Source organism: Polynucleobacter sp. HIN9, assembly GCF_030297635.1.
Lineage (GTDB): Bacteria > Pseudomonadota > Gammaproteobacteria > Burkholderiales > Burkholderiaceae > Polynucleobacter.
The window spans coordinates 1012139-1024905 of the sequence record NZ_AP028140.1; the positions used below are offsets into that span (position 1 = coordinate 1012139).

Sequence of the window (12767 nt, forward strand, 5' to 3'; positions counted from 1 at the left end):
TAATGGGTCTTAACGCGGGCGATACGCCGCAATCTTGCCACCTTGAGAAGCAATGATGATCACGCCCCCGGCTGCAATCGGTGCTGCTGTGACCGGTGAGCTGTCGTGACGAATACGCGAGACCATCTGACCACTATTTTGATTCAGAAGATGCACATAGCCTTGTTTATCACCCATCATCACCACGCGTCCAATCGCCAGTGGCTCACCAACATCACGCCAGGTTAACTGGGTGTTCTCCCAAACTTGCACACCATCGCTTGCACGGTAGGCATACACATGGGATTTTTCATTGGCAGCAAACACAAACTCGGTACTTTGGGTGGTACCGGTATAGCTTGAGAAGTCCTTCGACCACACTAAATTACCGCTACGCAGTTCTGCGCAACCGATCTTGCCCTGATACGAGACTACGCAAAGACGCCCTTCTTCTAAGCTGGGTCGACTGGTAACATCATTTAAGCGCTCAATCTCAGAGAAGCCCTTGGGGAAAGAGACAGCCGATTCCCAGATGAGACCGCCGTTGGAGAGCGCAAGCGCTCCAAAGCGACCGCCCCCAAATCCAGTCACCACTGCATCATTACCCACCAGGAGCATGCCGTAGCCGACACGCAACGACAAAGGAGTCTGTTGTCGCTGATAGATCCAACGCCGCTTACCCGTCGTTGCATCCAGACCGATAAAGCGATGGTCCAGGGTACGGATCACTACCACCCCCGCCCCCACAATCGGATCGGAGAGCACCTCGCTACCAATCGGGGTCTTCCAAATATTTTTGCCCGACTCATCGTAACCGTAGGCATTGCCTTCCGCGCTCACCACAACCGTAGTCTTACCATCCGATCCTGGACCAATCGAAAGTTTCTCGGGAACACTGACCTCCCACACCGCTCGTCCATTCTGAATATTTAATTTACTAAGGGTGCCACGCGCAGATGCCGCAAATACATGATCGCCAGCAACCAAGGGGCGGAAGTTCGCGGGTATCGAACTGCCTACATTGGTTGACCAAACCTCAGCAAGCTCGACTTGATTACTAACATTGACGAGCTCAGCGGGTTTGCGAACTTTAGACGAGCCAGAACAAGCAATCAATGCAAGTGAAAGTGACGCAATGAGCCCCCAGCGCAAAACTTGCACTACATACCCCCTACGGCATCAATCTTCACTTTCAACAAACCACGTGCGTCCTCTGGAAAGGCTTTATCACTTTGCATCGCCTTCATCGCCTTCTGGTACTCGGTGCGGGCCTCCGGAATCTTCTTTTGCACCAAATACCAATCGCCACGGCGCTCAATCCATAAAGGCTCAAATCCTTTGACGGCTTTTTCTTTGAGGAGTTGATCGGCCTCTTTCAGGCTGGCTTCCGTTCCTTGATCAATAAGAAGTCCTAAGAGACGCAATTGCGCCAGCGCCCGAAACGAATCATCACTCGCTTTATTGGCGGTCCACTTCAAATACGCTTGTGCTTTCGCAGCGTCATTGCTATCCATCGCAATCTTGGCAGCCACGAGGTTGCCCATGGCAGCATAGGTGGTACCGCCGTATTTCTTTTGCAGATCATCGGCGGCGAGATAGGTTTTATCTTTCTCGTTCTTCGTGACTGCATTAATCAGGGTCTCGTACAACTTACCCGCATCGGCTGCTTGGCTGCGCTGATACCAGCCCCAAAGATTGAAAGCGGCATAGGCGAGCAATGCCACGGTAATAACACCGATGATGTAATTGCCATAGCGGGCCCAAAACGATTTGAGGTTCGCTAGGTTCTCTTGTTCTTCGAGGTCAAGTGCCATTCCAATACTGCTTTCTTCAATTGTTCAAACGCTTATTTTATGCTTTATGGCTAAGAATCCACTAAAGCATCCACCACGGCCACCAATAAGCCAGAGAGTGGCACGGCATGTTGCGCACCGGTGCCGCGCAGATTTTTTAACTGCGCCTCATCACGGGCAAGCTCATCAGGACCAATAATCAGAGCCAATTGCGCACCGCTGGCATCCGCTTTCTTCATTTGAGATTTAAAGCTTGCGCTCTGCCCATCGGGTGGGCAATGCAAAATCACATCAATTCCGGTACTACGCAGCGCCTCTGCGGCAATCATGGCTTGCACCAGAGTTTCGCCGCCTTGATGCAAGACATACACATCACATACGGGTTCACTAGCGGGAGTACTTTTCGAGATCGCCATCAGATCGAGTACGCGCTCCATACCCATCGCCCAACCGCAGGCTGGCGCACTCTTGCCACCCATCCGCTCCATCAAGGGGTCGTAGCGACCGCCGCCGGCGATCGTACCTTGCGCCCCCAATGCCTCGGTGGTCCACTCAAATACAGTGAGGTTGTAGTAATCCAAACCTCGCACCAATCGTGGGTTGATCTTAAATGGAATGTTGTTGGCCTTTAGGAGCGTTTGCACTGCTTCAAAGTGAGCTAAGGACTCCGAACCCAAAAACTCCAAGAGTTTGGGGGCGCCCTCAATGAGAGTCTGCATTGCTGGATTCTTCGAATCCAGAATCCGCAGTGGATTGGTTTGCAAACGCCGCTGCGAGTCCTCGTCCAATTGTGCGTGGTGTTGCGTAAAGTAATCGACGAGTGCTTGGCGATGCGCAGCGCGTTCGGGCGCCTCGCCCAGGGAATTAAGCTCCAAACGCACGCCTTGCAAACCCAGTTCATCCCACAGGCGTTGGCCCATCAAGATGATCTCGGCATCGATGTCTGGGCCTGCAAATCCCAGTGCCTCAATCCCAAATTGATGAAACTGGCGATAGCGTCCACGCTGTGGGCGCTCATGCCGAAACATGGGTCCTGTGTACCAAAGCCGTTTGGGGCCGTCATAAATTAGATTGTGTTCAATCGTAGCGCGCACGACTGCTGCGGTTCCCTCGGGGCGCAGTGTGAGTTGCTCTCCATTGAGTCGATCTTCAAAGGAGTACATCTCCTTCTCGACAATATCAGTCACCTCACCGATACCGCGTTGGAATAGTGCGGTGGATTCCACAATGGGTGTCCGAATCTGTTCATAGCCGTATGCTCGAGTCAGATCCGCTAAGGTGCGCTCGAGATAAGACCAAGCTGCTGCATCCTTAGGCAGCAGATCGTTCATGCCGCGGATGGCATTAATTTTTTGCATGGTAATTGGCTTTAACGTACTCGTCGACGATTAGTTGAAATTCTTCGGCGATGCCCTCACCGCGTAGGGTCTTGACCTTCACACCATCCACAAAGACTGGGGCTGCGGGGCTCTCACCAGTTCCTGGTAAAGAGATGCCGATATTGGCGTGCTTGCTCTCGCCTGGACCATTGACGATACAACCCATCACTGCGACGTTCATGTTTTCAACACCGGGATGGGTTTTCTTCCACACTGGCATTTGTTGACGCAGATACGATTGAATCTTGGCAGCCAGTTCTTGGAAGGTGGTGCTCGTAGTGCGACCGCATCCAGGACAAGCAATTACCATCGGCGTGAAATTGCGCAATCCCATGGTTTGCAAGATCTCCTGCCCGACAATAACCTCATTCTCACGCGGTGCACCGGGATCGGGTGTTAAGGAGATACGAATGGTGTCACCAATTCCTTCTTGTAAGAGCACTGCAAGTGCAGCCGTTGATGCCACGATACCTTTGCTACCCATGCCAGCTTCGGTGAGCCCGAGGTGCAAGGAGTAATCGGAACGTCTGGCGAGATCGCGATAGACCGCAATTAAATCTTGTACACCACTCACTTTGCACGAGAGCGTAATCTGATCAGGGTTCATGCCGAGCTCAACCGCTTTACTGGCCGATTGAAGTGCCGACTGAATCAAGGCTTCAATCATTACCTCTTGAGAGGTCTTGGGAGTGGCCAGCTTAGCGTTCTCATCCATGATCTGTGCGAGTAACTCTTGATCAAGACTGCCCCAGTTCACCCCAATCCGAATTGGCTTGTCGTAATGGCAAGCCGCTTCGATCATCTGTGCGAATTGCGGGTCCCGCTTAGCACCCTTACCCACATTACCGGGATTAATACGGTACTTCGATAAGGTCTTGGCGCAATCGGGATAATCTTTGAGTAAGGTGTGGCCGTTGTAATGAAAGTCGCCAATCAAAGGCACCTTCACATCCATCTTATCGAGTTGCTCGCGAATATAGGGCACTTGTGCCGCGGCTTCTGGGGTGTTCACGGTAATGCGCACCAGTTCCGATCCAGCACGCGCCAACTCCTTGACCTGAATCGCAGTTGCAATCGCATCCTCGGTGTCGGTATTGGTCATCGATTGCACCCGCACCGGGGCATCTCCACCAACTGTGACGCGGTTATCGCCCCACGCCACCACCGACTGGCGCGATAGACGGCGCGGTAATGGTCCGAGAGGTAATGGTGGCAAACAGCCTGGCTCGATCTTATTCATCATGGCATCCAATTGCGTTCATTATCGTCCCTGAAACTGAATCACCTGCTCATTAAGTGCTTGCATGCGCTCAGCACGACGGGTTCGATCAATCACATCGCCTGCTAACTGGCCGCAGGCAGCTGCGATATCGTCACCGCGGGTCTTACGCACGGTGGTTACTAAATCAGCGTCTAGCAAAATTTGGGCAAACTGTTTGACGCGCTCAGCGGGTGAGCGTTTTAAGCCTGAAGCTGGGAATGGATTAAAGGGAATGAGATTTAATTTGCAACGCAAGCCCTTTAAGAGTTTGATTAGCTCTTTGGCATGCTGGTCTTGATCGTTTACACCATCGAGCATGCAGTACTCAAAGGTAATGAAGTCGCGCGGTGCAAATGGTAAGTAGCGATCGCACGCGGCAATCAGTTCTTTTAAGGGGTATTTTTGATTCAGCGGCACGAGCTCATCGCGCAGAGCGTCGTTCGGTGCGTGCAAGGATACAGCGAGAGCCACTGGGCAATCCTGGGCCAAGCGATCCATCATGGGCACCACACCCGAGGTTGAGACAGTCACGCGACGGCGCGAGAGTCCATAGGCGTGATCGTCGAGCATCAAACGCAATGCCACGAGCACCGCATCGTAGTTGAGCAAAGGCTCGCCCATGCCCATCATCACCACATTCGTAATCACACGACCCTGTGCTTGCTCCGCACAATCCTCATCCAGCCTGCGAATCGCAAGCGGATCCTCGCGCAAATGATGCTCGGCAAACCAAAGTTGTCCAATAATCTCGGCCGGGGTCAGATTACGAGCAAAGCCTTGGTGACCAGTGGAACAAAATCGGCAATTGACTGCACAACCCGCTTGGGAGGAAATACACAATGTGCCGCGATCATCCTCGGGGATGTACACCATCTCAACGGCATTACCAGCCCCCACATCCAGTAACCACTTGCGGGTACCGTCACCAGCCTTCATATCCCCAATGACTGGCAGACTAATGACTTCTGCTTCTTCTGCGAGTTGATGACGAAAGGATTTAGCCAGATCGGTCATCAGCGCCACGTCACTGACGCCACGCTGATGAACCCACTGCAAGAGTTGCTTCGCCCGAAAGGGCTTCTCATTTAGTCCCGCAACGTACTCTGCCATCTTGGCAGCATCAAAATTGAGTAAGTTCGTGCGGCTTGAATTCAATGGTGAATTAACGTGCGTAGATGTTCATGCCGGGAAAGAAAAAGGCGACTTCCACTGCAGCGGTCTCTGGTGCATCCGAACCATGCACGGCATTAGCATCAATGCTATCTGCAAAGTCAGCGCGGATTGTGCCCTTGTCGGCTTTCTTGGGATCGGTCGCACCCATCAGCTCACGATTTTTGGCAATCGCGTTCTCACCTTCAAGTACCTGAATCATGACCGGACCCGAGATCATGAAGCTCACGAGGTCTTTGAAGAAAGGACGCTCTTTATGCACGGCATAGAACTGCTCAGCTTCATTTTTTGAGAGGTGCGCCATTTTGGCGGCGACGATCTTCAAACCAGCCTGCTCAAAACGAGCATAGATTTGGCCAATCACGTTCTTCGCGACTGCGTCAGGTTTGATGATGGATAAGGTGCGCTGAATTGCCATGCAAAAACTCCAGTGAGGTTGTATGAAACGGTTTTTCGGTTTTATTGAATCATTTGTCAGCAATACTCGGTATTGCGATGCGAAATTATACGTTGTTTTTAGGGTTTTATCCCCTATTCTTAGTCCTAAGCCATTGAATTTCTTAGGTATATCACCAAAAGACCCTAATGCCAGCGACCTTCCTGTCACAAAGGTCTTGATTTTTATATGTTTTGTCTATACTTGGTGACTATCAAGTCCATGTTGGACTTACTTTAAGGAGCTACTCAATGAGTGATCTGAATTCGTATGGTTTTGGTCGTGGTGCTGCAGTTGCAACTGCCCAATCCCGTAACCGTGTCCTAAGAAACACCTACGCCCTCTTGGCACTCTCCATGGTGCCTACCGTGATTGGTGCGTGGCTGGGTGTGGCCATGGGCTTTACCTTCTTTGAAGGTAGTCCATTTATGGGCGCAATTTTGTTCTTGGCCGTTGCCTTTGGTTTCTTCTGGGCAATTGAGAAGAACAAAGACACCGGTATGGGCGTCGTGCTCTTGCTGGCGTTTACCTTCTTTATGGGTGTGATGCTCTCGCGCTTGATTGGCATGACCCTGGGTAGCTACAGCAATGGTGCTGCTCTCATCATGGGCGCCTTTGGTGGCACAGCTGCAATCTTCACCGTGATGGCGTCGATTGCCACGGTCTCCAAGAAAGACTTCTCGGGCATGGGCAAGTTCCTGTTCGTAGGCGTCATTCTGTTGATCTTGGCTTCCTTGGCCAACATCTGGTTGCAGATCCCTGCCCTGATGCTCACCTTGATGGTTGTAGCGATTGCCATCTTCTCCGCGTTCATCCTGGTGGATGTGCAGCGTGTGGTTAATGGTGGTGAGACCAACTACATCATTGCAACTTTAGGCATCTACCTAAGCATTTACAACATTTTCTCCAACCTCTTGGCTCTTCTGGGCATCTTTGGTGGAGACCGCGACTAATAGCAACATCGTCATGCGGTAACTTAGGGCGCTGCGGCGCCCTTTTTATTTCTTGCTCTTCAAATAATCCAATACCCAAGTAGGATCACTATCACTTGGGAAGATTGGGTAATGTACTGCCTCAATATGCCCATCATTGGTAATCAGGGTCACGCGTTTTAGTAAGGTCATCCCTGCCGCTACAAAGGTTGGCAAGTTGAGGGCCTGCTGGAACTGATACTGCTCATCACTGAGCACCTGAAATGGCAAATGCAAACGCGTAGCCATCTCGCGTTGGTAATCCGTACTCTGCACACTGAGGCCATACACATTGGCATTTAAGGCTTGGAGTTCTTGATAGTGATCACGATAAGCACAGCTTTGGGGTGTGCAGCCACGCGCGCCTGGGATTTGATCCCACCCTTCGGGCAATGACACATTAGGCTGCCCGGTCATGGGGTAGCAATAAATGACTGTGCGCCCGGGTAGTTGTGAGAGGTTCACCATCGATCCATCGGTTGCTAACAAAGCCACATTGGGCAAAGCCATGCCGACCAAATGTTTACAAGCCCCATCATCTTGAGGGGCTGGTAAATCGGTAGGTAGTTGATTAAGGTTGGTCATGGGGAATCTAATCGATGAACCCCATCAGAATACCTAACTTTTATCCCAGTCGATCAAACACCGCAATCGATTCAATGTGCGAGGTGTGAGGGAACATATTGATGATCCCTGCTTTACTCAGGGTGTAATTGAGTTCGTGCGTCAGAATCGCTGCATCACGTGCCAGTGTTTTGGGATTGCATGACACATAGACAATGCGTTTCGGTAGCGCTGTTGTTGGTAAATCCTGCATCGCCTTGCAAATCTCCATAGCACCCTCTCGCGGTGGGTCAATCAGCCATTTATCGGCCCTGCCCCAGACATTGAGATCAGTGGCCGTGATCTCAAAGAGATTGCTCTGACTAAATTGGGTTTTGTGATCGAGTTGGTTATGCCGAGCATTTTGCAAGGCACGCTGAGTTAGGGTCTTACTACCCTCAATGCCAAGCACTTCCATGGCTAGGGTTGCAATGGGCAGTGTGAAGTTCCCAATGCCACAGAAGAGATCGATCACACGATCACTCGCCTGGATATCCAGTAATGCAATGGCTTTACTGATGAGCACTTGATTAACTGCATGATTAACTTGGGTGAAGTCTGTCGGCAGAAACGGCAAGGTGACCCCGAACTCTGGCAAGGTATAGCTCAGGGACTGCTCAGTGGGATAAAACGGTTTGGCGCTCTCAGGCCCTTGGGGCTGTAACCAAATACCAACTTGATGATGTTTGGCAAATGACTCCATATTCTTGAGATCGGCGGGGGTCAGCGGCAACAAGTGACGAATCACTAAGGCAATTTGAGTGACGCCCGGTTGGTTTGCGTCTTCTCCAACGGCAAACTCGATTTGCGGTACGCGATCCCGAATACTCAGTGAGCCCACCAGTTCCCGCATCGGCACCAAAAGATCGGAGATGCGTTTGGGGATGACTTCGCAGGTGAGCATGTCTGCCACATAACTACTGTTGTGTTCATGAAAACCCACCAAGATTGTGCCCTTCTTGATCGAGCGATCGATCACACTTAAACGTCCTCGATGGCGATAGTGCCAAGCGGGTCCTGCAATCGGTCGCAAGATCTCTTGAGGCTTAATCCGTCCGATGTGCCACAAATCATCCTCTAAAACCCGTTGCTTGATCGCAATCTGCGCAGCAAAATCTAGATGCTGCATGCTGCATCCTCCGCAGGTCCCAAAATAGTTACAACGGGGGGTGGTGCGATAGACCGCGGGTTTAATCAGCTCATGAAGTTTGGCTTTGGCAAAGCGCGCTTTCTCCCGCGTGATGGTGTAGGTCACGCGCTCGGTCGGCAATGCTCCCCGAATAAAGAGTACTTTACCGCCCTCTTCATTCGATTGCCGCGCAACGCCTTGTGCATCGAGATCCAAAGAGTCAATCGTGACGATCGGAGATGCTTTTGGCATCCGTGCTTCCGTACTCATTCTGACCTTGATGGGTGCTAGTAACTAAAGCCGGCTAAGTACTCGGCCCAAGGGGCTTTGCCTTGCTTGGCATCCTGCTCGAGTTGCTGCTTCACGTAGACGATTTCTTCGTCGTACTCATCGGCAGTAAAGCCCCCACGCATCTGTTGAAAGCGGCAGTAGACCAAATAGGTGTTCACCACATCGGTCTCGCAATACTGTCGGATTTGTTCAATCTCTCCGCGTTGATAGGCAGGCCATACTTGCGAGCCATCCATCCCCAGTTTTCCAGGAAAGCCACACAGCTTCGCTAGCGCATCGAGCGGTGCGTTGGCACGGGCATTGTGTTTGGCTAGAACATCCATGAGATCAATGTGACGCATGTGATAGCGGTTAATGTAGTTGTTCCACTTAAAGTCTTTACTATCGCTATCCATGCTCTCACCCATCTCCCAATAGCGCGGTGCGGCCACTTGGTTTAACAGCGCCCGGTAGTGCAAGACCGGTAGATCAAAGCCGCTTCCATTCCACGACACCAACTGGGGGGTGTATTTTTCAATGAGTTCATAAAAAGCTTGTACGAGAGTTTTCTCATCATCGGCTGCGGTTCCGAGACTCCCAACCTTAAATTGCGGTAAGCCCTCTTTGGTGGTTCTGCGGATCACGCACGAGATCGCAATGATCTTTTGCAGGTAAAGGGGTAAAAACTCATGGCCAGTTTGGGCGGCACGTTCATCCATCGCGGCCTTTGCGACCTCAGCATCGCTCATCGAGTCTGGATAGGCATTGAGTACCCGAAGACCCGCAACATCCGGAACGGTCTCAATATCAAATACCAGTACGCTGGGGATCGATTTAGCCAAACGGGTGATTACAGTTATTGCAAATATTGCATTGGGTTAACGGGCTTACCGTTCATACGCACCTCAAAGTGCAACTTCACCATATTGGCATCGGAGTCGCCCATCTCAGCAATCCGTTGGCCCTTGCGCACGTTCTCACCCTCTTTCACTAAAAGGGTGCGGTTATGGGCATAGGCCGTGAGATAGGTGTTGTCATGTTTGACGATGACCAGGTTGCCATACCCTCGCAGACTGTTACCGGCATAGACGACTTTGCCATCAGCTGCCGCTTGAATGGGCTCACCCATCTTGCCGGCAATATCAATACCCTTGTTCTTGGCTTCGTTGAACTCTTCAACCACTTTGCCCTTTGCAGGCCATGAGAGCTTAATGGGTGGATCAATTGCATTCGCTTTGGGCTCAGCAACTACTACCTCTTTCTCTTCCACTTTCTTAGCAGCCACTTTGCTATCGGCAGGCGCTTTACTATCAGCGGGTTTGATCGGCTCAATAGGCTTGGTTGTTACCCGAGCAGTGCTTGGCGGTGGCTTCACCCGCAAGACCTGATCAACCTCAATCAAATTAGGGTCGGTGATGTTGTTCCAAGCGGCAATATCGCGATAAGACTGCCCGTTATCGAGCGCAATCCGAATTAAGGTATCGCCGCGCTTAACCCGATAGAACCCCGGAGGAACTGGCTCTTGAACAGGTGCGCTGGCTACCGGTGCACTGCGATCCGTAATGGTGGCTGGCTTGGTTCTGGGTGGTGTTGAGCATGCTGCAAGCCCAAAAGCGACAACTGCCACTAGTGCGGTCTGGCCGACGCGAATCGCGTATCGGGATTGTGGGCTGGCATGCAATGGGTTCATATCACCCCTGATTGTAAGGGCACAAAAAAGACCTCATCAAGTGCGGTCCTTTGATAGCGGTGGGAGCTCACCCGCTCAATGAGTAAGAGTTGTTGCTCGGTCTCGCTTTTAGAGACCGGGGCAATTAAGCGTCCGCCAATCGCCAGTTGATCCAATAAGGGGTCGGGCACCCCCAACCCCGCCGCTGCCAGGATGATTCCGTCAAAAGGTGCTGCTTGCGCTAGCCCGCGGATTCCGTCGCCATAGATGAGGCGCAAATTGGCGATACGAAAGGGTCGTAATTTGGTGCGAGCCAGATCATGCAAAGCACGAACTCGCTCAATCGAGTAGACCTCTTGCGCTAACAAACTCAGCACCGCTGCTTGGTAGCCACATCCCGTACCAATCTCTAGCACCTTCCCCAAGGGTTGTTTGTTCTTGTGCAAGAGCTCAATCATGCGTGCCACCACCGAGGGCTTCGAGATGGTTTGCTGATGACCAATCGGTAATGCCGAGTCTTCATAGGCTTGCGCGTGCAATCCAGCATCCACAAATGAGTGGCGCGGTACGGTGGCTATGGCTTGTAAGACCTGTGGGTTCTTCACCCCGGCCTCATGCACCTTGCGTGCGAGGTCTTGGCGATGCCCGGCAAAGCGCTCGGCCGCTTTCATCCGCGGTCCCAGCCAGAAGCACGCATACTCGCTTGGCGCGCATGGTGCGTGAGATCGAGTTGCATCGGCGTAATTGAGATACATCCTTCATTGATCGCATGAAAATCCGTCCCGGGGGAGATATCACGCGCTTCGCCTGCGGGACCAATCCAATAAATGTTCTCACCACGAGGATTTTGTTGCACGATCACGGGTTGCGAGTGATGGCGTGTTCCTAAGCGCGTCACCCGCCAGCGTTTGAGCTGCTCATAATGGCCATTGGGAATATTGACGTTTAGTAAGGTGGCTATGCCATCGACCCGCTCCATGGGTTCTTGCAGAGCCTGGGTCACGATGTCACGCGCTGCCTTTGCAGCATCCTCAATTTGAGCCCAACCACGGTCCACTTGTGAGAACGCAATGCCTGGCACCCCAAACATCACACCTTCAATCGCAGCGGCAACGGTACCTGAGTACAGGACATCCTCGCCCATGTTCTCGCCTTGATTAATTCCTGAGACCACCAAATCAGGTTTACTCTCCAAAAATCCGGTCATGGCCATGTGCACACAGTCGGTGGGCGTGCCATTTACAAATAGAAATCCATCGCGCTCACCACCGGCGACCCGATGAATACTCAAGGGTCGTGAGAGCGTGAGCGAGTTCGATGCGCCACTGTGGTTTTGCTCCGGTGCCACAATCGTTAGCTTCCCTAAGGGGCGTAGTGCATTAACCAAAGCGAGTAAGCCAGGAGCTAAATAGCCATCGTCATTACTCACTAAGATGTGTGGGACTTTACTCATAGATGCTTTCGTTGATTGTTTTAGCTGATGGAGCGGCGATCGAGTAAGGCGCGTGCTAAGGTGCCAGCATCCACATACTCCAACTCGCCACCCACCGGAATGCCGCGGGCAATGCGGGTTGCTTTGATGCCTTTGATCTTTAAGACCTCGCCAATGTAATGCGCGGTGGCCTCACCCTCGCTCGTGAAGTTGGTAGCCAGCACCACTTCACGTACGGGTCCACCAAACTCTGGTTTCTCAATCCGATCAAGTAAGCGATCAAAATGAATCTCATTGGGGCCCATGCCATCCAGTGGTGAGATACGCCCCATCAGAACGAAGTACTGACCCTTAAAGCTCATGGTTTGCTCAACCATCACTTGGTCTGCCGGGGTCTCCACCACGCACAACAAGGCGGGGTCACGACGTGAATCGCTGCAGGTCGTACAAAGCTCGAGTTCAGTAAAGGTATTGCAACGCTGACAATGCCCAATCGATTCGACTGCCTCACCCAATGACTGGGCTAAGACCGCTGCGCCATTGCGATCATGTTGCAATAAGAAATACGCCATGCGTTGCGCTGATTTGGGGCCAACGCCAGGCAAGACCCGCAGGGCCTCCACCAAACGACTAAGTGCGTCTTGAGGCTCGTTTGGTGATTTGGTCCGACTCATC

At 52.0% G+C, this 12767-nt stretch carries 13 protein-coding genes and 1 pseudogene; 1 reads left to right on the forward strand and 13 read right to left on the reverse strand.

From position 1 onward, the window contains the following. Positions 1–9 precede the first annotated feature (9 nt). From bamB to ndk, 6 genes are read right to left on the reverse strand one after another with little or no spacing between them, the layout of a single operon-like run. Positions 10–1140, reverse strand: coding sequence for an outer membrane protein assembly factor BamB (bamB, locus tag QUE62_RS05320; RefSeq protein WP_286260981.1), 1131 nt, complete (start codon positions 1138–1140; stop codon positions 10–12). Continuing rightward, on the reverse strand, positions 1140–1793 hold the full coding sequence (locus QUE62_RS05325) for a YfgM family protein (protein WP_286260982.1): 654 nt from the start codon (positions 1791–1793) through the stop codon (positions 1140–1142). Before QUE62_RS05325 ends, bamB begins: the two co-directional genes overlap by 1 nt. Before the next feature lie 50 nt (positions 1794–1843). Beyond that, the gene (gene hisS / locus QUE62_RS05330; protein WP_286260983.1) at positions 1844–3130 is read right to left on the reverse strand and encodes a histidine--tRNA ligase; all 1287 of its coding nucleotides are present in this window, start codon (positions 3128–3130) and stop codon (positions 1844–1846) included. Continuing rightward, entirely contained in the window at positions 3117–4394 is a 1278-nt protein-coding gene (gene ispG / locus QUE62_RS05335; protein WP_458574818.1) for a flavodoxin-dependent (E)-4-hydroxy-3-methylbut-2-enyl-diphosphate synthase, read from the reverse strand. Before ispG ends, hisS begins: the two co-directional genes overlap by 14 nt. Positions 4395–4412: 18 nt before the next feature. Then, positions 4413–5567 carry a 23S rRNA (adenine(2503)-C(2))-methyltransferase RlmN gene (gene rlmN / locus QUE62_RS05340; RefSeq protein ID WP_286260984.1) on the reverse strand — a complete coding sequence of 385 codons (1155 nt, stop codon included), beginning with the start codon at positions 5565–5567 and terminating at the stop codon, positions 4413–4415. A gap of 7 nt (positions 5568–5574) precedes the next feature. After that, positions 5575–6000 (reverse strand): nucleoside-diphosphate kinase, encoded by a 426-nt coding sequence (gene ndk, locus QUE62_RS05345; RefSeq protein WP_108508520.1) that lies wholly within the window; start codon positions 5998–6000, stop codon positions 5575–5577. A gap of 269 nt (positions 6001–6269) precedes the next feature. On the opposite strand from ndk, the gene QUE62_RS05350 reads away from it, so the two are divergent. Continuing rightward, positions 6270–6971: a Bax inhibitor-1/YccA family protein gene (locus QUE62_RS05350; RefSeq protein ID WP_286223063.1), complete on the forward strand. Its 702-nt coding sequence runs from the start codon at positions 6270–6272 to the stop codon at positions 6969–6971. A 45-nt stretch (positions 6972–7016) separates the two neighbouring features. Here the strand turns inward: QUE62_RS05350 and QUE62_RS05355 are convergent, their stop codons facing one another. From QUE62_RS05355 to recR, 7 genes and pseudogenes are all read right to left on the reverse strand, one after another. Further along, complete coding sequence (locus QUE62_RS05355; protein WP_286260985.1) at positions 7017–7574, reverse strand: peroxiredoxin; 558 nt, start codon at positions 7572–7574, stop codon at positions 7017–7019. A gap of 40 nt (positions 7575–7614) precedes the next feature. Next, on the reverse strand, positions 7615–8973 hold the full coding sequence (gene rlmD / locus QUE62_RS05360) for a 23S rRNA (uracil(1939)-C(5))-methyltransferase RlmD (protein WP_286260986.1): 1359 nt from the start codon (positions 8971–8973) through the stop codon (positions 7615–7617). A gap of 35 nt (positions 8974–9008) precedes the next feature. Beyond that, positions 9009–9821: a 3'-5' exonuclease gene (locus tag QUE62_RS05365; RefSeq protein WP_286224740.1), complete on the reverse strand. Its 813-nt coding sequence runs from the start codon at positions 9819–9821 to the stop codon at positions 9009–9011. Positions 9822–9847: 26 nt separating this feature from the next. After that, positions 9848–10681, reverse strand: a complete 834-nt coding sequence (locus tag QUE62_RS05370) for a peptidoglycan DD-metalloendopeptidase family protein (RefSeq protein ID WP_286260987.1) — start codon at positions 10679–10681, stop codon at positions 9848–9850. Then, a pseudogene (locus QUE62_RS05375) lies at positions 10678–11301 on the reverse strand (protein-L-isoaspartate(D-aspartate) O-methyltransferase); the annotation flags it as partial. The gene QUE62_RS05370 and the pseudogene QUE62_RS05375, both read right to left, overlap by 4 nt. 26 nt (positions 11302–11327) lie before the next feature. Further along, positions 11328–12113, reverse strand: coding sequence for a 5'/3'-nucleotidase SurE (gene surE / locus QUE62_RS05380; RefSeq protein WP_286223070.1), 786 nt, complete (start codon positions 12111–12113; stop codon positions 11328–11330). 20 nt (positions 12114–12133) lie between these two features. Next, a complete protein-coding gene (gene recR, locus QUE62_RS05385; RefSeq protein ID WP_286260988.1) occupies positions 12134–12766 on the reverse strand; it encodes a recombination mediator RecR in 633 nt (210 codons plus the stop codon). Position 12767 lies beyond the last annotated feature (1 nt).